Annotated in this window: 17 protein-coding genes and 1 tRNA gene; 14 read left to right on the top strand and 4 right to left on the bottom strand. The window is 39.3% G+C overall.

Features of this window, described 5'->3' with window-relative positions:
* Position 1: 1 nt before the first annotated feature.
* Both lldD and dld read left to right on the top strand, forming a co-directional pair.
* Positions 2–1,156 (top strand): FMN-dependent L-lactate dehydrogenase LldD, encoded by a 1,155-nt coding sequence (gene lldD, locus ACZ5QH_RS15495; RefSeq protein ID WP_096734727.1) that lies wholly within the window; start codon positions 2–4, stop codon positions 1,154–1,156.
* 313 nt (positions 1,157–1,469) lie between these two features.
* Positions 1,470–3,167, top strand: a complete 1,698-nt coding sequence (gene dld, locus ACZ5QH_RS15490; protein WP_004823050.1) for a D-lactate dehydrogenase — start codon at positions 1,470–1,472, stop codon at positions 3,165–3,167.
* Positions 3,168–3,293: 126 nt separating this feature from the next.
* Here dld and ACZ5QH_RS15485 read toward each other — a convergent pair whose 3' ends face one another.
* Entirely contained in the window at positions 3,294–4,118 is an 825-nt protein-coding gene (locus tag ACZ5QH_RS15485) for a hypothetical protein (RefSeq protein WP_303576236.1), read from the bottom strand.
* Between the two features lie 263 nt (positions 4,119–4,381).
* Between ACZ5QH_RS15485 and ACZ5QH_RS15480 the strand changes: the two genes are divergently transcribed.
* The gene (locus ACZ5QH_RS15480) at positions 4,382–6,415 is read left to right on the top strand and encodes an NADPH-dependent 2,4-dienoyl-CoA reductase (RefSeq protein WP_004823046.1); all 2,034 of its coding nucleotides are present in this window, start codon (positions 4,382–4,384) and stop codon (positions 6,413–6,415) included.
* Positions 6,416–6,513: 98 nt separating this feature from the next.
* Positions 6,514–6,603, top strand: a tRNA-Ser gene (locus ACZ5QH_RS15475).
* Between the two features lie 445 nt (positions 6,604–7,048).
* Here ACZ5QH_RS15475 and ACZ5QH_RS15470 read toward each other — a convergent pair.
* Positions 7,049–8,398 carry a hypothetical protein gene (locus tag ACZ5QH_RS15470; protein WP_004801557.1) on the bottom strand — a complete coding sequence of 450 codons (1,350 nt, stop codon included), beginning with the start codon at positions 8,396–8,398 and terminating at the stop codon, positions 7,049–7,051.
* A gap of 110 nt (positions 8,399–8,508) precedes the next feature.
* Between ACZ5QH_RS15470 and ACZ5QH_RS15465 the strand changes: the two genes are divergently transcribed.
* The 3 genes from ACZ5QH_RS15465 (at position 8,509) to ACZ5QH_RS15455 (ending at position 11,203) form a co-directional block, all read left to right on the top strand.
* Positions 8,509–8,721, top strand: a complete 213-nt coding sequence (locus ACZ5QH_RS15465) for a helix-turn-helix transcriptional regulator (RefSeq protein WP_004699696.1) — start codon at positions 8,509–8,511, stop codon at positions 8,719–8,721.
* 216 nt (positions 8,722–8,937) lie between these two features.
* Positions 8,938–10,272, top strand: coding sequence for a YagK/YfjJ domain-containing protein (locus ACZ5QH_RS15460; protein ID WP_019383896.1), 1,335 nt, complete (start codon positions 8,938–8,940; stop codon positions 10,270–10,272).
* A 1-nt stretch (position 10,273) separates the two neighbouring features.
* Positions 10,274–11,203 carry a hypothetical protein gene (locus tag ACZ5QH_RS15455; protein ID WP_005058232.1) on the top strand — a complete coding sequence of 310 codons (930 nt, stop codon included), beginning with the start codon at positions 10,274–10,276 and terminating at the stop codon, positions 11,201–11,203.
* A gap of 68 nt (positions 11,204–11,271) precedes the next feature.
* Here the strand turns inward: ACZ5QH_RS15455 and ACZ5QH_RS15450 are convergent, their stop codons facing one another.
* Both ACZ5QH_RS15450 and ACZ5QH_RS15445 read right to left on the bottom strand, forming a co-directional pair.
* The gene (locus tag ACZ5QH_RS15450; RefSeq protein ID WP_005058234.1) at positions 11,272–11,781 is read right to left on the bottom strand and encodes a hypothetical protein; all 510 of its coding nucleotides are present in this window, start codon (positions 11,779–11,781) and stop codon (positions 11,272–11,274) included.
* 112 nt (positions 11,782–11,893) lie between these two features.
* Positions 11,894–13,015, bottom strand: coding sequence for a hypothetical protein (locus ACZ5QH_RS15445; protein ID WP_005058235.1), 1,122 nt, complete (start codon positions 13,013–13,015; stop codon positions 11,894–11,896).
* A gap of 799 nt (positions 13,016–13,814) precedes the next feature.
* On the opposite strand from ACZ5QH_RS15445, the gene ACZ5QH_RS15440 reads away from it, so the two are divergent.
* The 7 genes from ACZ5QH_RS15440 (at position 13,815) to ACZ5QH_RS15410 (ending at position 20,899) form a co-directional block, all read left to right on the top strand.
* The gene (locus tag ACZ5QH_RS15440) at positions 13,815–14,132 is read left to right on the top strand and encodes a hypothetical protein (RefSeq protein WP_005058237.1); all 318 of its coding nucleotides are present in this window, start codon (positions 13,815–13,817) and stop codon (positions 14,130–14,132) included.
* A gap of 63 nt (positions 14,133–14,195) precedes the next feature.
* Positions 14,196–15,245, top strand: coding sequence for a DUF932 domain-containing protein (locus ACZ5QH_RS15435; protein ID WP_005058238.1), 1,050 nt, complete (start codon positions 14,196–14,198; stop codon positions 15,243–15,245).
* Positions 15,246–15,415: 170 nt separating this feature from the next.
* Positions 15,416–16,558 (top strand): YqaJ viral recombinase family nuclease, encoded by a 1,143-nt coding sequence (locus tag ACZ5QH_RS15430; protein WP_005058240.1) that lies wholly within the window; start codon positions 15,416–15,418, stop codon positions 16,556–16,558.
* A gap of 99 nt (positions 16,559–16,657) precedes the next feature.
* A complete protein-coding gene (locus tag ACZ5QH_RS15425; protein ID WP_005058241.1) occupies positions 16,658–17,554 on the top strand; it encodes a recombination directionality factor in 897 nt (298 codons plus the stop codon).
* 155 nt (positions 17,555–17,709) lie between these two features.
* On the top strand, positions 17,710–18,162 hold the full coding sequence (locus ACZ5QH_RS15420; RefSeq protein WP_005058242.1) for a hypothetical protein: 453 nt from the start codon (positions 17,710–17,712) through the stop codon (positions 18,160–18,162).
* A gap of 48 nt (positions 18,163–18,210) precedes the next feature.
* Entirely contained in the window at positions 18,211–19,410 is a 1,200-nt protein-coding gene (locus ACZ5QH_RS15415; RefSeq protein WP_005150543.1) for a TolC family protein, read from the top strand.
* Positions 19,411–19,420: 10 nt separating this feature from the next.
* Complete coding sequence (locus tag ACZ5QH_RS15410; RefSeq protein ID WP_005058244.1) at positions 19,421–20,899, top strand: efflux RND transporter periplasmic adaptor subunit; 1,479 nt, start codon at positions 19,421–19,423, stop codon at positions 20,897–20,899.
* The last annotated feature ends 4 nt before the right edge of the window (positions 20,900–20,903 follow it).

The raw sequence follows: 20,903 nt of genomic DNA, 5'->3' as shown, positions 1-20,903 counted from the left end.
CATGATTATTTCTTCTGCGAATGACTATCGTGAAGCCGCGCGACGTCGTTTACCCCCATTTCTTTTTCATTATATTGATGGTGGTGCGTATGCGGAATATACACTAAAACGAAATGTAGAAGATTTATCAAAAATCGCTTTAAGGCAACGTGTTTTAAATGACATGTCTCAGCTAAGCCTAGAAACAAAATTGTTTGATGAAACTTTATCTATGCCTGTTGCATTGTCTCCTGTTGGATTAACAGGGATGTATGCACGTCGTGGTGAGGTTCAAGCTGCTGTGGCGGCAGATAAAAAGGGCATTCCTTTTACCTTGTCGACTGTATCTGTTTGTCCGATTGAAGAAGTTGCACCAGCAATTAACCGTCCAATGTGGTTTCAGTTATATGTGCTGCGTGATCGTGGCTTTATGAAAAATGCTTTAGAGCGAGCCAAAGCTGCCGGTTGCTCAACTTTGGTGTTTACTGTTGATATGCCTGTACCCGGTGCGCGCTATCGTGATGCGCATTCTGGTATGAGTGGTCCAAATGCAGCGATGCGTCGTTATATGCAGTCGTGCTTCCATCCGCATTGGGCTTGGAACGTCGGTTTGCTGGGGCGTCCACATGATTTAGGTAATATTTCCAAATACTTAGGAAAGCCGACTGGACTTGAAGATTATATCGGTTGGTTGGGCAGTAACTTTGACCCGTCTATTTCATGGAAAGACCTTGAGTGGATTCGTGAATTTTGGGATGGCCCGATGGTGATTAAGGGGATCCTTGATCCTGAAGATGCCAAAGATGCGGTACGTTTCGGTGCCGATGGTATTGTTGTATCAAACCATGGTGGTCGCCAGTTAGATGGTGTCTTATCGTCTGCGCGTGCGCTTCCGCCAATTGCAGATGCCGTCAAAGGGGATATTAAAATCCTTGCTGACTCTGGTATTCGTAATGGTTTGGACGTGGTTCGTATGCTGGCATTGGGCGCAGATACCTGCATGCTCGGACGTGCTTTTGTCTATGCATTAGGAGCAGCGGGTGGTGCAGGCGTTTCTAATCTGCTTGAGTTAATTGATAAAGAAATGCGTGTCGCAATGACTTTGACAGGCGCCAAAACAATTGCAGACATTAACGCTGATTGTTTAGTCAAGTTAGACAAAGCATTGGATGCGTGATGTATTTTTGATACGTCATCAAGCTAAATGACAGTGTTCAATTTGATAAACGCAAATGTCATCCATGCAAATTTCATCTGTAGTGCTTTGAGGCAGAACGACCTTATAACATGATGTATTTGCAAAGCATCAAATGAAAAGATGTGATTTAACGAGTTTTGCGGATGAGCATGGTTCAAGCTACTTTTCATCAAAAAAAGTAGTTTGAACTGATCGTTGATCCCTCAATACAAATAATATTGAAAAAAACGCTGTCGGAATGAATGCCTTATTGAATGAGATTGAATAAGGGTTCATCAATAGGATAGGGAAAATGCAATCTAATATTGATTCACAACACACCATTCAGCAATTGATCAACATCGTCGGTCAGCAACACGTTTTAACTCATGATCATGCTACCCGCTTGTATCGTCAGGGTCGTCGTTATGGCTCAGGGCAAGTGCTGGCTGTTGTGGTTCCCGGAACCTTGTTTGAACAATGGCAAGTGCTACAAGCTGCTGTAAATGCAGACTGTATTGTGATTATGCAAGCTGCAAATACTGGGCTCACGGGTGGTTCAACACCTTTTGGTGATGATTACGACCGACCCGTTATTTTAATGAGTACACGTCGTTTGGCGGGTATCCAAGTGATTAACCAAGGTCAGCAAGTGATTTGCTTACCTGGTGCAACTTTAGATCGTCTTGAAAAAGAGTTGGCACACTATAACCGTGAGCCTCATTCAGTGATTGGTTCATCTTGTATTGGTGCATCGGTTTTAGGTGGAATATGTAATAACTCAGGTGGAGCATTGGTCCGCCGCGGTCCTGCATATACTGAACTGGCACTTTATGCACAGGTCAATGCGTCAGGTGAGTTAGAGTTGGTCAATCACTTGGGAGTGAATCTGGGTGAAACACCTGAAGAAATTTTGACAAAACTCGAAAATAAAAACTATCAACTCAATGATGTTATTAATAATGCCAGTTGTTGTGCTTCTGACCATCGTTATGCGCATGATGTTAAACAGGTTGATGAAAATACGCCTGCACGCTTCAATGCGGATCCATCACGTTTATTTGAAGCTTCAGGTTCTGCGGGTAAAGTCTGTGTCTTTGCCGTACGTTTAGACACCTTTGAAAAAATTCCAAGTCAGGTATTTTATGTGGGGACCAACTCACATGATGATTTGACGGAAATCCGCCGTTTCTTACTCAAAGATTTGCCAAGATTACCGATTGCGGGTGAATACATTCATCGTGTTGCCTATGATATCGGTGCTGAATATGGCAAAGATACCTTTATGTTTATTGAGAAATTTGGTACGGCAAAAGTGCCTGCTGCATTTGCATTAAAAGATAAGGTGGATGGGTATCTCGAAAAAATAGGCTTACGCAGTTTATCTGATAAAATGTTACAGATGGTGACTAAGCTATTGCCGAATCATTTGCCAAAACGGATGAATGAGTTTCGTGATTTATATGAACATCATTTGATGATTCGTATCGAAAATCAAGATGTTGAGCAAGTCGAACGCTTTTTAAACGAATATTTTCAACATAAAACATCAGGTGATTTTTTCCGTTGTACGGATGAAGAAGGGCGTAAGGCTTTTTTACATCGTTTCGCAGTGGCAGGTGCGGCAATTCGCTATCGTGATACGCATCGTTCGGAAGTTGAAGATATTGTTGCGCTGGATATTGCTTTACGCCGTAACGACCGTGAATGGGTAGAGACGTTACCTCAAGAGATGGATAATTTAATTACCCATAAATTGTATTACGGACATTTCCTCTGTCATGTGTTTCATCAAGATTATATTGTCAAAAAAGGGGTAGATCCTTTGGCGATGGAACATCAAATGTGGCATTTGCTGGATAACCGTGGTGCAGAATATCCTGCGGAACACAATGTAGGGCATTTATATATTGCGAAACCTACTTTAAAAAATCATTATCAAAAGCTTGATCCAACCAATAGCTTTAATGTCGGCATTGGGCAGACCAGTAAATTAAAATACTGGAAGTGATGATATTGCGTCGTGTTAATTTGATTTGTTTATGGTGATTTATCAGATAAACAGTCTGTTAAAAAAGTAATAGATGATGAACTGATTTATTTAATGAAAATAGCCATGCAAAAGCATGGCTATTTTTTATTTCTGTTCGCCTAATTTAGAGGAAATAAACCCAAGTACAAAAGCACTGATAAAGAAGGTAACAACCGTGTAGAGTGCAGATTGTGTGGTAAACCAAATTGCAATGGTTAAGATCGTAACGATCGCTGTACAAATCCAAATCGCCAATCCAGAAGTTGCTAAAGGTTGTTGAGATGGAGCAGGGTCAGTTTGATCTGGTGTGGATTGATTTTCTTTGATATTTAAATCGTGAATAGGGGCATGTAGATTCACACCATAAAAGAAATAAGGATGATCATCAAAACGTGCAAGCTCAATACGTTGCATTTCAATAAAAGAAATTTGTTGTGAATGATCCTGTGCTGTATTTTCAATGTGTTGTAGCAATTGGGTTAAGAAATGGGCATCATTTAAATCCAAGGGTAAACCACTGGTGCGTAATAAAATGTACTCAGGATAATGTTGTTCGATTAAAGAGTTAAAGTCATCAAAATGGTAGCTATTTTCTACACCAAAAATTTCTATAAATAAGGGTTTACGCGCTGCTAAATTGACGAGTGCTTGCTGTTGATCAATGACTAAATAAGCATACTGACTCTCACCAAAGTCCTCTTGGCGTTCTTCTAGATCAACTTGGTTGTGTTCATCGTTGATATCAAGATCATCTATATATCTTGTCCAGAAAATATTTTCTTGCTTAAACAGCATAAACCATAAAATCGGAATGAATGCATTTGCTTCGAGTTCAAAAGATGCGCTTTGAAAAAACTCTGCCCATTGATTTTGACTACCTCTTGGCATATGGCTAAAGGTAGAACTGGTTAAAAATACTGGGTGGCTCATAAGGTTGATGCCTTTTCTTATTTACTTTTATTCAGCAGTTATATTGCAAAATAACGAAAATTGACACAGAAGATTGTTATAAAACTGTATAACACTTTTCTTTTATTTGAGTCATATCAAGATGTGTTGCTTCTCGCTGTGCCTAAGACAGATAGAATTGACACTATATACGATGAAAATATCAAAAATTGCCATCAAAAAAAAATTAAAACTCGATAAAGTAGTATGCAACAAGTTGCAAAGCCAAACTTAAAGGATTCATCATGACAAATAGCTATGCAAATATCTTAAAACCACTCCATCTGGGATTTACGACCATTAAAAATCGTGTCGTGATGGGTTCAATGCACACGGGTTTAGAAGATCGTTTTTATAACTACCCAAAACTTGCTGCATATTTTGGAGAACGTGCCAAAGGTGGTGTTGGGCTAATTATTACAGGGGGGATTTCCCCAAACCGCCAAGGTTGGTTGTTGCCAGCCGGTGGTACGATGAATACTTTAGGTGATATTGCACCACACCGTTTAGTCACACATGCTGTACATAAGCATGGTGCAAAAATTCTGATGCAAATTCTGCATGCAGGGCGTTATGGTTATCAACCGTTTGTTGTATCTTCAAGCCCAATCAAATCACCGATTTCGATGTTTAAACCACGTCAGATGAGTGACAAACTGATTCTTGAAACCATTCAAGATTATGCTGAAACAGCTAGTCTGGCAAAAAAAGCCGGCTATGATGGCGTAGAAATTATGGGTTCAGAAGGCTATTTACTGAATCAATTTTTAAGTCGCCATGTGAACCAACGTGAAGACCGTTGGGGCGGGCCAATTGAAAACCGTATGCGTTTGGCAGTCGAAATTGTAAAAGCGATTCGTGCCAAAGTTGGTGAAAAATTTATTATTTGCTTCCGTTTGTCGATGCTCGATTTGGTCCATGACGGTAATACCATGGATGAAGTGATCACTGTTGCACAGGCATTAGAAAAAGCAGGTATTACTTTACTCAATACCGGGATTGGTTGGCATGAAGCACGTGTACCCACGATTGTAACCTCTGTCCCGCGTGCTGCATTTGTAGATTACACCGCAGAAGTGAAAAAGCATGTCGCTGTACCTGTCATTGCTTCCAACCGAATTAATATGCCTGATACTGCTGAGGAAATTTTGGCAGCAGGTAAAGCGGATATGGTGCAAATGGCGCGTCCATTATTGGCAGATGCTTTTTGGGTAAGTAAAACCGCAACCAATCGTGTTGATGAAATCAATACTTGTATTGCATGTAACCAAGCCTGTTTAGATCATAGTTTTCAAAATAAGCGTGCAAGTTGTTTGGTGAACCCACGAGCAGCGCATGAAACTGAACTGGTTTATCTCAAAACAAAAAAACCGAAGAAAATTGCGGTTGTTGGCGGTGGTGTTGCTGGAATGTCAGCTGCCACTATTGCGGCAAGTCGTGGACATCAGGTGACTCTGTTTGAGGCCTCTACTGAGGTCGGTGGGCAGTTTAACCTTGCTAAAGTTGTGCCAGGTAAAGAAGAGTTCCATGAAACCATACGTTATTTTAAGGTTCAGATTGAAAAAACTGGTGTGGACTTACGTTTAAATACCAAAGTGAATCGTGAGCAATTAGAACGTGAAGGTTTTGATGATGTGGTGATCGCAACAGGTGTGATTCCACGGGGTCTAAATATTGAAGGCAGTAACGCACCACAAGTATTGTCTTATGCGGAAGTCTTGCGTGGCGCACCTGTTGGGAACAGAGTCGCTGTTGTTGGTGCAGGTGGTATTGGTTTTGATGTGTCGGAATATTTGTTAAAACCTGAGCATCAGCCGCAACCGCAACCTTTGGCAGATTGGCAACGCGAGTGGGGTGTAGACCCAAATCCAAACTATATGACTGAAGGTGGTTTTGTTCCTGCTGAAGTAGAGCAACCAATTCGTCAAATATATTTGATGCAACGTAAAACCACACCTCTGGGTATTGGTTTAGGTAAAACCTCGGGTTGGGTACACCGTGCACAATTGAAAAAACATGCGGTAAGAATGATGCGTGGCGTGCAATACAAGTCTGTCACCAATGAAGGATTATGGATTGAAAGCAATGGTCATGATCAATTGTTACGCGTCGACACGATTGTGGTGTGTGCAGGTCAGGAATCCGTTAAGGACTTAATGCCTCAAGAGGGTGAGTCAACTTTAGCAAATTACCATATTATCGGTGGTGCAAAATTGGCTGGTGAGCTTGATGCAAAGCGTGCGATTCGTGAAGGTGCTGAAATAGCAGCTAAACTTTAATCAAAATCATCTATTTTGATGAAACAATATGCATTTGAATGGTTTAAGTCTATTTTTTTCTTGTCAGAATTGGAAAAGCTTAGTATTCTTGCGCACATGGAAGCGTGGCAGAGCGGTTTAATGCACCGGTCTTGAAAACCGACGAGGGTGTGAGTCCTCCGTGAGTTCGAATCTCACCGCTTCCGCCAAATATTTAAATAAGCCCTTGTTTTTACAAGGGCTTGTTTTTTATCTATGATTTTACCCCTCAACCTACCCCTCATCAAACATTGGATTAGGTGATATCTAAAGAGACATCTTTTTACTTATTTGGACATCATATTAGTTGAAAGAAAATTTCTAGTAGAATTCCAAACTGATTTTAAGGTGGGGAATTTTGCAAATATCCACTTTGGTCTTATGCTTGAATGGTCTGTTGTATTTGGTTTTTTACTGTTGCTTATCTTTACTTTCATCTTGGATGAGTTTTCTTGATCTTATACATTCTGTTTATGAGATTTTATCGATTCATAATTATGGGCAGACTGTAAAAAAATAAATCTACCCATATTCTTTAGATGCTTGTAAGTGATGTTAAACCCATAAATTTGATGATACTGGTATATCATACGGACTGTTAAGTTGTCTGCATCCTTACAGATTGATGATCTCATATAAATTTTCTGGTGATAAATTTTTCACCATATCATTTAGACCTTTACTTAGACTTGCTTTACTAAATGTATGTTCATAAAGTATGTCCCTCATACCACAAGTGATAAATATTGTTGCTTTTTTAGGCTTTATGGTTTTTATATCTTTATCATTTTCAAGTAATTCATAAAGCGTTTGGAACAAATCGGAAAAATAATCCATGCCTGTATGATTGATTGAGTTGCGACGATCTTGATTGATAGCATTCTCAATTATAGTTTGGTTTGCAGAGCCGTGAATTTCACTTAGCATAAATTTAGAATAATTCGCTGATTCAAACTGCTGGATGTTACCCTTGTTGATCTTTGTTTCAAAAATTTTATCGTAGTAAATCAGGCTGATTAGCGCAGTAAGAATTGCATCAGCTCTTTTGAGTACTTCAAGTGAATTTGCACAATCATCTAAAATGATGCTCAAGCTATGAATTTTTTCAGAAACCTTATTGTCAATAATAGGCTGGGCATCTGTCCCATTTCTCTGATTATCTAATCTTGTAGCCATAAATTCATGTATAAATTTACTTAAAAGCACAGGCAGATTGCTAACATCCTCTTCTAGATTTAGATGAAGATTTATGAACTTTGAAGGTGGCAAATTGGCATCTAACGGAGAGCATCCAATAAATGATTTTGTGGACTTCTGTAGTGGTGTACCATAAATTTTCAATCCTTTAATTGCATTCCTAACTTCGTGATATGAAGGGACTTGAGTTATATTTGTGCCTTTTATATCTTTGCTATTCTTAAAATTATGATATTCAATATAAATTTTAAGATAATCCAAAAATAGAGATTTAATATCCCAGAATGGTAACAAGTCAGGTAAGAAATACTTTTCGTTCAAAATACGTTTGAGGTTTGTCGAAAAATTGGGGAATTGTGTCCATTCTTCATAACTTTTGATGTTTTCCCAAAATATGCAATAAAGTTCTTCAAATATTGATGTTAGTTCATCTGGTTGAAGTAAATGGTTTAACAAAAATATATCTTCATCCACTAATTGCCTTGTTTGACAATATCCCATTACATGGTTGAGTAACTGTCTGCCAAAGACAATTATCTCTACTTCAATCTTGATTTGCTCAATAGGTAGTGACTTTCTTTCTTTATATTTTTCAGTTAGCAGGTTGACCAGTTGCCTCAATATTACATCCCTAATACGTATTAACTCGTTATACAGATTTGGGAAAGTTGCTTGAAACTCTCTTGCTTTTACAGCTTGCTTTACTAATTTTTGCATTACAGGGTGAGCTATTCTGTAAATTTCATGATCGAAGACGGGATTACTCATTTAAATACGCTACTTAACAATTGTGAATCTTGTTTTGCTGATGTTTCTGAGGATTCTAGAGCATATTTATATCCGAAGACATCCACATCAGGTTTAAATCGGAGTAAACAATGCAAACCTCAGAAACCAAAAAAAATCAGATTCTTAGAATGAAAGGAGTAACAGAATTAGTCTGTTTAAGTAAATCAAGTCTGTATGACAAAATGAACCCGAAATCCAAGAGATATGATTCGTCTTTTCCTCGTCCGATTAGATTGGGACTATCAGCCGTTGGTTGGTTAGAGCAGGACATAATTGATTGGATCAATTCAAAAAAAAGCTAACCAGATTAGCAAGATATCTTTACAACTCTCACATACCCTATTAACCCTTATAACACTGTAATTCCTTGATTTCGAGGTCATGGGATTACAGTGATTTTTACGCCTGACCATTTGTGTTACTTATATGATCAGTATATCTAATAACATTAATTATTATATAAATTGACTTAATTAACAAATTGTTAGGTGTAATTACGTACAGAGAAGTTCATTATTATGAATCAATCATCCTATCTTATGAGTAATAATCAAACACCTGCTTTAGCACATGAATACTTAACACAAGTACCTGAACACTTTCTAAATCAGCAGACTGAAATAACTGATACTGATTCATCTAATCAGCCCATTCAGATTACAGCACCATTGGAAGAGCAACAGTCTTTACTCAATTCAATGTATGAAGAATGCTTCAATGCAGCAGACGATCAGCATTCAAGCTCATTGGCATTGGATTACTTATTAGATTTCAACACTGAATATAACCAATATGAAATTCGATCAAATCCTGAAGCTGAGAAAATATTCTCAGAAATTGAATTAGTAAAACAAATCTTAAAACACAACTATGTGCAGGCTTATCGTAAGATCAAAGGCACTCTGTATCATGGATGGTATGAGCCTATTGATAAAAAATTCATTGAATTATTAAAGCAAATACTCATCCAAGGGTTTGATCCCCTAGAGCATTATGATTGTGAGCATCATAGGATTGTTATGCAAGCGTATAACGAAACTCTAAAGGGGTATTTTCATGCTGATTTTTATCTACATTATCCCAATGATCTTGTTCAGCTAAGAAATACTGATGGAACAATAACTTCAATTTGTTATGCAGAATTAATTAATCTATTCATTGAACGTTTGTATTTGCTAACTCAAGAAAAGGAATTCAAATACCAACAGAAAAAACGAATGGAACGTTCCCAATATCAGCAAAAGGTCGCTACAGAATGTGTAGATACGATACTGGCTAAACATTCGAGAATTGTCATTGCTCGTGTCGATTTTCGTTATGGAAAAACACAAAACCCTGAACTTGCCCAAGTCAAAGCAGATTTAATCACATGCCTTCGTTATTTAAAGCGGACTTCAAATTTACATATATTGGGTTATCTATGGAAATTGGAATTTGCCGAAAAAACTGGTTATCACTACCACTGTTTTTTCTTTCTCGATGGTCGTAAACACTCACAGGACATTAAGCTAGCACAACAGATTGGTGAGGTCTGGAAAAGGGTGATTGGTATTGAGGGGGCTTACCATAATTGTAATCTTGATGCCCACAATGGCAAATATCGAGATGTAGGTATTGGCATCTTGCATCGCAAAGATAAACAAAAATACGAATATTTGATTGAAGCCATTCGTTATATCACCAAAAGAGACCAATTCATTGTGCATAAAAGGATTAAGCGGGATGAGGAAAATGAACAAAACCTTAGAAATGATAAAGCCTACTTCATACGTGTTTTTGGTAAAAATATTGCTAAGGATGTTGCAATAAAAATGGGGAAATCTGTTGGAAATACTGGAAAAAAGGAGGCTTGAAATGACCCATTATGCAATGACTCCTCAAGTACAACATATATTACAGACACCAATGCTCCCATTCATGCTAGATGTTAATACCCATTTATTTTTACGAGAGAGTATTCAAAATGCAGCCCAAATTGAAAATGGGAAACTAGCAGTTATGGATAAACGTGCGCCCAAGTGTATAGATAAGAATTATCGTATATTCTTAAATTCCCTACAGTGGCTGCATTACCATCGTATGGCATTACATGGATTCCAATTAAACCCTTATTGGGTTGCAATGCTTGATACGGCAGGTTTTTCTCATTACGGTAATATCAATTACCTTATAGCGAATGCAGAGGGTATTCATGGTCAATTTAAATATAAGTTCTTGAAACGACGGATTGCACTGGAATATACAAAATTTATTGAACCTATGAATGAAAGTATTAAATTTCAAAAGGCACTGTTTAAACGCTGTCTAGACAAACATAAGCAGATCAATTGTATGTTCTATGATTTGCCTTGTATTTTTACCATTCCTTTACAATTCGACGCTGAAGTTAAATTACCAAAACTTACTCGTAAATGGCTGGAAAGATTACACCGATCGGAAGTATTGTCTGATAAGTTGTATGATGTGCAATGGCGTATTGTTAAGTCACTGAATGGGTTTTACTCAGTCCAAGCAATTATTTATGTAATTGGTGATGAGACCCCATATTCCGATTTTATCTTGCAGGAATGGAAAGGGACTTGTTTAAATAAGGGGTATGAGATTAAGCAAGAAGCTCAATATTTACTTGAAGAAAAACACTGTTACTTTGCGGACAACGATATGCGTAGCTACTGGCGTAAACAGATTGAGTTTCTAAATGAACCACTCAAGATTTACCGCTATATGAGTCAGCATATTTCCTATTTGTGGCAAAGCTATACAGGGAACATCCCAACTCATTAAGTTTCTAAAATACAAGGCGCTCTGATTAGAACGCCTTTTTGCCATAGTAAATTTCCGTGATTAAATCTCTAAAAATTATAGGTATAGGTCAAACCACTATTGGTGGTAACCGTCACTTCACGCACATATTCAGCCGAACAACCAAGATAGACCTTTGCCACAGAACCATAGCGCATATTTTGGTAATCATAAGTACCTTTGCTTCTACAATTGCCACGATTGATTAAAACCCCTGTAATGGTGGTTGGCGCATCGTTCAAGGATATGATGTTTAATAAATCGCTATAACCTGTCATGGAGTATTGAGATTCCTCACGACGGACACGGACTTCAAACTGTTCTTGCACAGTGGGTTCAGTCACTTCTTCAGCATTATATGATTCATCTTCCAGAAAGGATTTATCAACGGCTGGAAAATCATCTTCGGATTGTTGAGGCGTTTCAGTCGCATCAGCAGTGCTATTCTCACTTGTTTGGGTCTGAGTATTTTTGGGTTTTGGTACATCGTTGCCTGAATTACATGCGGTTAAAGTCAGTAGCAGCATACTGTATAAAACAATAGATGGAATAAAATTCATTACACATGCCTATATTTAATTGAATATTGTGATCTACAGGGTTGGGCGAAAGCCCAACTCTGTGTATTTAATTGCTAGATAAATCAATTTCTTACTTTTATAAAAGTGGGAATTACTCATCGATCTTTTTAAATACCTTCTGGATCGGCGTGTAGTTATCCAGAGTGAAATCAAAAGGAATTGGTTTTTTCAGCGACACATCAAATTTCTTTAATCGGGCATTTTCTATGCCGTTGAAATGTTTGCGTTGAAAGGACATGGTACTTGGTTCAAGGATTGCGATCGGTTCATTTGCAGAATCAGCTTGAGTATTGTTAGTTTGATAAATGACTAAGCTATCTAATTCCAATTTATGGTTGTTGAAGTTGAAAATGTAACCGACATACTTTTGTCCATCAGCCGTAATAATATTTTGTGCTAACTCTGGCGTGGATGGTGCGGTGAAATTCACAATAAGATCCGATGCGAAATTCATATTCTCAAAATGTAATTGTTTCGAGTCAGCATCGTAATAAACAAAATTATCAATCGGACCATTTGGTCGATCATTCGGTGTATAGCTGCTTGGCATAAACAGACTTTGACCAGACGTAGCATTTAAACTAAGTTCTAAAAGCTTCAAGTCATAATTTAGATGGGCATTTTTAGTATCCAGTTCTTTTTGAAGTGTCTGAATACGTTGTTGATATTGTTCTGTACTCTCAAATTGATCTTTTTGCGGTGGAGTCACCTGCATTGTCGATCTTATATAATTGATTGCCGTATCATGCGCTGCACGCAAAGAATAGTCATCACCTAAAGCAAAAGTGAATGCTGGAAACTGTTGACCAGTATGTCCGATCACTAAAACCTGATTGTTTTTTAAAGCCAGTACATTTCTTAAATCATTCAGAACGGTCTGGAAATGCACACAGTTTGCACAATAGTCAGCCACATCCGAATTTTCAGCAAACATCTGCAATCCAGAGATGGTTTTATACGGCGGATAAAAGGAAAAATATCCCTCATCTTTTATTAATTCCTGAAAGCTTTCACCTGTTTTGGTGAGCGGAGGTGTAATTTCATTTCGAGCGATAATCAATGGAGAAGAAACAGCCTGTGCAGGGGCTTCATCATTCAATGATATTTTTTCAATCTTTTGAGATAGTTCTTCTTTCTGTACATTATCTTGTTGTGGTTTTGAGCAGCCGACCAACGCAAGGCTGGTGAGCAGTGCAATTGAAACGTATTTCATCCTCTTATTTCCCCATCCAATATTTTTAAAGTTTTTTAAAATGAATTATGAAATTGACTGTAATTTCAAATACATTTTGCTTGGCTGTCATAGGCTCTAGCTATGCTGTTACTGAGCACAATAAGGACACGCCAAATAAGCTGTGTGACGAATTCCATGATTTTTATCCAGCACAAAGCACCACTGTTGAATAACCCCATAAAGGAACAGCAGCGGATGGATGCCTTGAATCAATCAGGACACAGCGAAAGCGTGTGATAAATGAATCGGAATAAAATGTCGAAGAGGCGGGGAAAGTGCAGGGGAATAAAGCACAGTAAATTGCGTCATGGTTGACTATTCCTTTTGTAATGAGAAGTAGTCTTACCAAATTACTGTCAAATAATGGTGGCAAGACTAGAAGGGTTGACAGACTGATACAAAAGGAAATCAGCGCACGCAAGCGTGCCCCTCCTAGCCTCACCATAAAGGCGTGACTTAAGAGAACGCACAAAAACCCATATCGCGTTTGTTGTGCGCCTTTTGTAAACGGTCTGTCAAAACCGACTGACGATGTAGGTCAGCCCTAGCATCATAATCGTTGATAAAAAACAGGTCAATTGATCTGTAGACCGAGTATTCAAAAATCACTAAAAAATGATGATAAAAACGCATTCTAAAAAAATACAAATACATAGCATCTAAATGAGAACGATGCCTCTCCATTCGAGACAGCATCAAATAAACGTTTCACATACACAGCAATCATTTTGCCTGCTTTCCCAGCAGGCTTTTTTATTCATTTACAGGAAATACCACAATGAGTTTGCCATGTCCTTATTGCCAGTCCAGAGAGACGGTACAACTGCAATCACCCCAACATTTACCCAGCACCTCAACTAACAATCCAATTTCTAACAGTGTGATGTCACCGATGGCACTTGCCACATTAGGAGTGAGTGTTTCTAAAAGTCTAAACATTCCTCCGATTGCAGGTGCAATCGTTGGGGTGCTGATCGGAGGTATCTGGATGTTGATCACTGAAGATGAACAGCAACAACCACTACAACCAATCTATTGCAGACAGTATTACTGCAATCACTGTGACCGCAGCTTTAGCCCAAATTTACGCAATTGAGTATTCAGCAAAATTTAAATCTAACGCTTTACCCATTTTAAAATTAATACAGGAATTATTCTTATGGCACATTTAGTTGAAACAATGGCATTTGTAGGACAAACCCCTTGGCATGGTTTAGGCAATGAACTTACCCCAAACCAACCCATCGAGGTCTGGGCACAACAAGCAGGAATGGATTGGCGCATCGAATCCTCGGATGTCAGTTACATGGCTCAGAATGAAAAGGGACAAAGCATCATCATGCCTTTTGAAGAACAGCGTGTACTTTACCGTTCTGATACTCATGCACCGTTATCGGTGGTCAGCCAACGCTTTCAGGAAGTGCAACCGATGGAAATCCTACACTTCTATAAAGACCTGACCGAACAATCAGGCTTTGAACTGGAAACAGCAGGGGTGCTGAAAGGTGGCAAGAAATTCTGGGCATTGGCACGGACAGGACAAAGCTCAGCCTTAAAAGGCAAGGATGTCAGCAATGGCTACATTTTATTGGCAACTGCTTGTGATGGTACACTCGCCACTACTGCACAATTCACCAGTATTCGAGTGGTCTGTAACAACACTTTAGCCATTGCCCTCAAAGGACAGCACACCAGTGCAGGTGTGGTGAAAGTCCCACACAGCACTAAGTTTGATGCCGAGAAAGTCAAACAGCAACTGGGTATTTCAGTTCGCGCATGGGATGAACACATGTATGAAATGAAACAACTGAGCCAACGTAAAGTCACCCAACAGGAAGCAGCAGCTTATTTTGATGCGGTGTTTAACAATACCAGTCTGAGTATGGCTGAACAGGATGAAAGTATTATCCAGTTTTACCGTAATGCTGCAACAGCGACTCAAATAAACCCATCCAAAGCAGACAATAAAACCGAACCAAACGGACGTGCCATGTCGAAAGTCATGACCATGTTTAACGGACATGGGCGTGGGGCAGAACTGAGTTCAGCTAAGGATACCGCTTATGGATTATTGTGCGCGATTACCGAGTTCACCGACCATGAACGCCGCGCCATGAGTACCGATCACCGCCTTGATTCTGCTTGGTTTGGCGCAGGGGCAGCGATTAAACAACGCGGTTTGGAACAGGCACTTCGAATGGTGGGTTAAGAAAACTATACCATTCATTCAGTTTTATTTAAGCCCATTTATTTAGCCTAAGCATACGGTAAAGCAAGCCGTACAAGCACAGCAACACCTTTCGCCACATTCTCCAGATGTGGCTTTTTTTATGCCCGAAATTTAGCTTTTACGATTCTACTCATACAGGAATATTCAATATGCATAGCCATACTCAAATTCAAAACAGTTTAAATCATCCACCTTTACAACCTTATTCACCAAACCTGAATCCACCCACCCAAAACTCACCGACTCAGCAAGTTGAGGTGGGAACTCGAAGCAAACGTGACCGACCGAACAAACAGCCACGAAAAACCAAAGCCCCTGTAGCCAAACGTCTTGCCAATACTAAACAGCTCAATTACCAACAATGGCTTGAAGTTCGCAAACAGGGCATTGGCAGTAGTGATGCAGCAACTGCATGTGGATTGAATCCGTATATGTCGATGCTCGAACTATGGATGATTAAGACAGGACGGATGCAACAAAACATTGAAGATGAAAGTGCAGGCTATGCGCCTTTGTACTGGGGTAAACAGCTTGAGCCGTTGGTGGCAGAATACTACAGCATGCATACCAACCATAAAGTACGTCGAGTCAATGCGGTGCTGCAACATCCTGATGAAGACAAGTATTTTATGCTCGCCAATTTGGATTATGCCGTGGTAGGCAATGGCGAAGTGCAGATTTTGGAATGTAAAACCGTTGGAGAATATGGCTCAAAACTATGGAGAGATGGTGTACCACTGTATGTCCTCTGCCAAGTTCAGCATCAATTAGCCGTGACAGGCAAACAGGCAGCGCATATCTGTGCCTTGATCTGTGGACATGAAACCAAAATCTATAAAGTGACACGCAACGAAACCGTGATCCAGCACATCATTAATGCGGAACGTCACTTCTGGCAATGTGTGGAATCAGATATTCCACCGAGTGTAGATGCGTCAGATTCAGCAGCCAAAGCCTTGCAACAACTCTACCCAGAGCAGATTCCACTATTGGTGGAAGACTTGACCCAAAATGAACAAGCCAACTATCTGTTTAACCAATTGCTTGAGGAGCGACATAAGGTTGAGCAGCATCAACAGTATTTTGATGAACTCAAACATCAACTGCAAATACTGATGAAAGAAGCAGAGCGAGCGGTATTTACAGGTGGCTCTGTCACATGGAAGAAATCGCAGGACTCGATCAGCCTAGACAGTAAGTCCTTATTGAAACAGCATCCTGAATACCTACAGCAGTTTCCGCAAACCAAAGCAGGAACACGACGCTTTCAGATTTATCCGAATGGTGGATAAGACAGCTACGCATATCCCAAATTCAACTAAACCAACTGATCCCATACCTCAAAAGGTGTGGGATTTTTTATGCCCAATTTTTATTTAAAGGAAATGATCATGATTAAAGGTTTAGCAATTACACCACCAGTTTTAGGTCGTATCAGTATCGGAAAGATCATCGAAAAGAATGGTAAACGACTCCCTGAAAAGGATGACCAATTTACCATTACCAGTCAAATTCAAGGAAAAGATGGATGGGTCAAGCATCCACTGGATGAACAACTACGAGCTAAAGCACAAAACCAAAAACTCAGAACCATACCTGTACGGATGATCTTCAATGATCCTGATCTCAACTTAAGAGCAGAGTACAGCCTATTTGACCGCCAAACTGGACGTTTAATTTGCTCAGGCAACGGTGAAAGCTGTCAGCGACTTGGACAACATGGGATTGAGCAACATCCATGTCCATCTCCAGATTTATGCCCATTGGCACAAGGTGGATTGTGCAAGCCCTACGGACGACTTTACGTCAATCTGGATGAATCGGATGAGTTTGGCACATTCATCTTTAGAACCACAGGCTTTAACAGTATCCGCACTTTGGCGGCACGGTTGCGTTATTACCATGCCGCATCGGGTGATTTGCTTTCGTGCCTGCCATTGCAACTCACTTTACGAGGCAAGAGCACCACGCAAAGCTATCGCACGCCGATCTACTACGTGGATTTAACCTTAAGGGATGGCATAAACCTGAAAGATGCAATTAGCTCAGCCAAACAGATAGATGAGCAAAGTAAGGCAGCAGGGTTTTATCAGGAAGCTTTAGATCATGTGGCACGGCAGGGCTATGGCAATGCCAGTTTTGAGGTGGGTGGTGAAGAGGGCTTGGATATTGTTGAGGAGTTTTATACGGATGAAACGAAGCCAGAGCAGCATCAACAATCTTATGATCTCACTCATGTTCAGGATATTCAGAAAGGGTTGCAGCAGTCGGTGCAGGCTTTGAATTGAAATGAATTTAATTAGAAAAGAGTACTCGTACTCTTTTTTTGCAGATTTTGGTCTGTAGATAAGAAGATATTCACTTCTAGAATATCTGAGAGATGGATTTACTTTAATAACGCTTTTTAGTATTTTGTTAGCAAATCAGAAGTATGTCCATCGTCATGCGTTCAAGTAGGTTGTCTAAGCTTATACTCGCATTTATCCTGTTTTTGTTTACGATAACAATTACGGGAGTTCATGCGTGGGCACCTGTTTTACTTGAAAATATTGAACACCAACATGAATTAAGTATTGTTGTGGAAGATGATGCATCAAGTCATTGGTCTTTGCAGCACTCAGGTGATTCTTTTACAAGTATGACTGATCATGATGTAGAAACACACACTTGGAAGAATTTTGATGAGCCAATCTACCATCACTCGGTGAAGCCTATTTCTTCTGATAGTGATCTAAGCATAGACCCTGTGTTTATTCTAAGTTTTATCACTGCTCTTATTTTTCTGTTCCTAAAGTTATCTGAACATCAGATTCGGGTATTTGACTTTAGAAAAAGAATATTTATTTTACGTAATTCTTATACCTATACAAAAGCTCTTATTGTTCTAAGAAATTGATTTTTATATACAAAAAATAATTATTCATTTTTTTGTATAGGTAAAGTCATGTCTAAAATTTATCAGCTATTCCTTAGCTGTGGTTTTGTAGTAACGGCAGCAAACGCATTTGCGGAAACGAATTATGCTGAACTACAAAAGCAGGTTATCGCAAGTGATGCTGTACTCAATAGCCTACAGCAGTCCGAGCAAGCTTATGAAATCAACCAAAAGTTTGCTGGCAGATTAAATAATCCTACTTTCAATGTGGAGTTGGATAATCTTGGTAATTCCAAATTGAAGGGTTTGGATGGCTCAACAACCTTGTTAGGGTTGTCACAAGAGATTCCTCTTAGTAATAAACTCTCCTTGAGAAAGCAAATTGCGAGTTTTCAAGGTGATCGTAATCAGTTCGAAATAGCAAAGCGTCAGGCTGAACTCAAAGCAGATTTAAGAATCTGTATGGCGAACTGGTATGTGGCAACTCAACGTGCTGAAGTTTATTCAACAGAAAGCAAGTTTAATGCAAGACAAGCCAATGTTCTTTCGGAAAGGCTCAAGTTTGGGCGAGTCATTCCTTCGGATGCTCAGCTCAGTGCAGCACTTTCATCTGAATCAAAACTACGTTATCAAAATGAAGTGAAAAAGGGGCAGTTTCAGAAGAATCTGTGCTCTAAGTTCACATCGAATCTACCAAGTAACGCTTTAGAAGTTCCTCTAAGTTTTAATTTCACAGACAAAATTAGTTTGGCTGAGCAAGAAGCGTTTCTGAGTTCAAAATTGAAAAAGACACAATTTGAACTCGCTCGTAAAGAAGCAATACCTGATATCACTTTGGGTGTTGGGGTCAAAAACTATCAAGAAACCAATGACAAGGTATTCCAAGTTTCAACCTCAATACCACTCAATATCTTCAACCGAAATAAAGGCAATATTGCGATTGCCCAAGCGGAACAGATGAAAGCTGAAACGCAGTCTGTATGGGTTAGCCGTAATTCTAAAATTGAACTGGAAAACAAGTCCATTGAGGTTTCTAACTTAATCGATGTGATCCACCAATATGATCAAACCGTTTTGCCCGCAACCAATGAAAGTCTTCGCATTGCAGAGATGGGATACCAAGCAGGGAAAAACTCGTTACTTGAGTTCAATAGCATTAAGCAAATTTGGTTAGACAAACATCTTGCTCGATTCGATTTGTGGTTGGCTTTGCAGACAGAAATTGCAGAAGTCGAGCGCAACTACATTACTCATTTAGATCAAGAATAAGGGCAAGAATATGAATAAACCAACCAATACTTTAATGGCTACGGGCATTATTGCCTTGCTTGTCGTGTTATGTGCTGTGGCATGGTACAAGACAGGTCAAAAGACTCAGTCTTCTTCAGCACATGGGGAAGCAACAGAAGTAAAAGTTGCAGTAGCAGGTGACGAGAAAGGACCTCATGGTGGACGTTTATATCGTGATGGCGATTTCTCAGCGGAAGTGAAAATCTTTGAGCAGGGCGTAGAACCACATCTCCGTGTTTATGGGTATTTCAAAGATAAACCGCTTAAACCTGAAGCATTAACGGCAAATGTCTACATCAAACGTTTGGATGCAGAGCAAAATATTCAATTTAAACCAGAGAGTGATTACTTGATCGGTAATGAAATTGTCTATGAACCACATTCATTTTTAATGATTGTCAACGTTGATTATCAAGGTAAAAAACATACGTGGAAATGGGACACCAAAGAAGGTCGTGTCACCATGTTGGACAGTAGTATCAAGAGCAGTGGTTTAGAGCTCCTAAAAGTTGAATCCATGATGTTTGAAAATGCTTTAGAGTTAAAGGGAGAATTGAAGTTCCCTGATAATTTTGAAAGTTTTATCACACCGAAAGCAAGTGGAACACTCATCAAAACATATCGCACGATTGGCGATAAAGTAAGTCAAGGTGATTTATTAGCTACAGTACAAAGCCAAGACTTGATCCGCTTAAATGCTGAGCGTTCTATTGCAGTAGATAATTTGCAATTTGCACGTAAAAAGATGGAGCAAGAGCGAACGTTATTTCAAAAACGAGTATCGCCTGAAATTGACTACATTAATGCAAAGCGTGAATTTGATAATGCTCAGATTCGTGCCAATGAACTGAACAATTTAATCAGCTCTTATGGTGGTTCAGGCAACGGTACAATTGAAGTTCGGGCTGCGATGTCTGGCACAGTCTTACAAGTGCTAGGGGCAGTTGGATCAAATGTCACACCAGCTTCGCCAATATTTAAAATTGCCAATACATCTCAGTTACTTGCAGTAGTCAATGTTCCTGCGGATAAGCTGAATACAATTAACCCGAATGCTAAGGTGACTGTAAAACCTCAAATTCAATCAGGCACAGAAGAAGCATTGGGGACGATCAAATACATCAGTGATATCATTGATCCAAAAACACGTACTGCTCAAGTCTTTGTTGAAATTGCCAACCAATTTAAATGGCGTTCAGGTCAATTGATCACCGCACATATTTTTGAAAATCAAAGCTTGAAGCCTATGGTGGTTCGTGAAGATGCTTTACAAAACTTCCGTGATTGGGATGTGGTGTTCATTCGTGTAGGCAATGATTTTGAAGCACGTCCATTAGAGTTGGGTGAAAAATATAACGGGTTTGTTGAAGTTAAGTCAGGCTTAAAAGCAGGTCAGGTTTATGCGGCAGGCAATTCTTATTTATTAAAAGCAGAGCTAGGTAAATCTGGCGCTACTCATGATCATTAAGGGG

Source organism: Acinetobacter sp. Ac8, assembly GCF_055392545.1.
The sequence above is the reverse complement of the archived record's forward strand: the minus strand, read 5'-3'. Positions and strand labels throughout refer to the sequence as shown.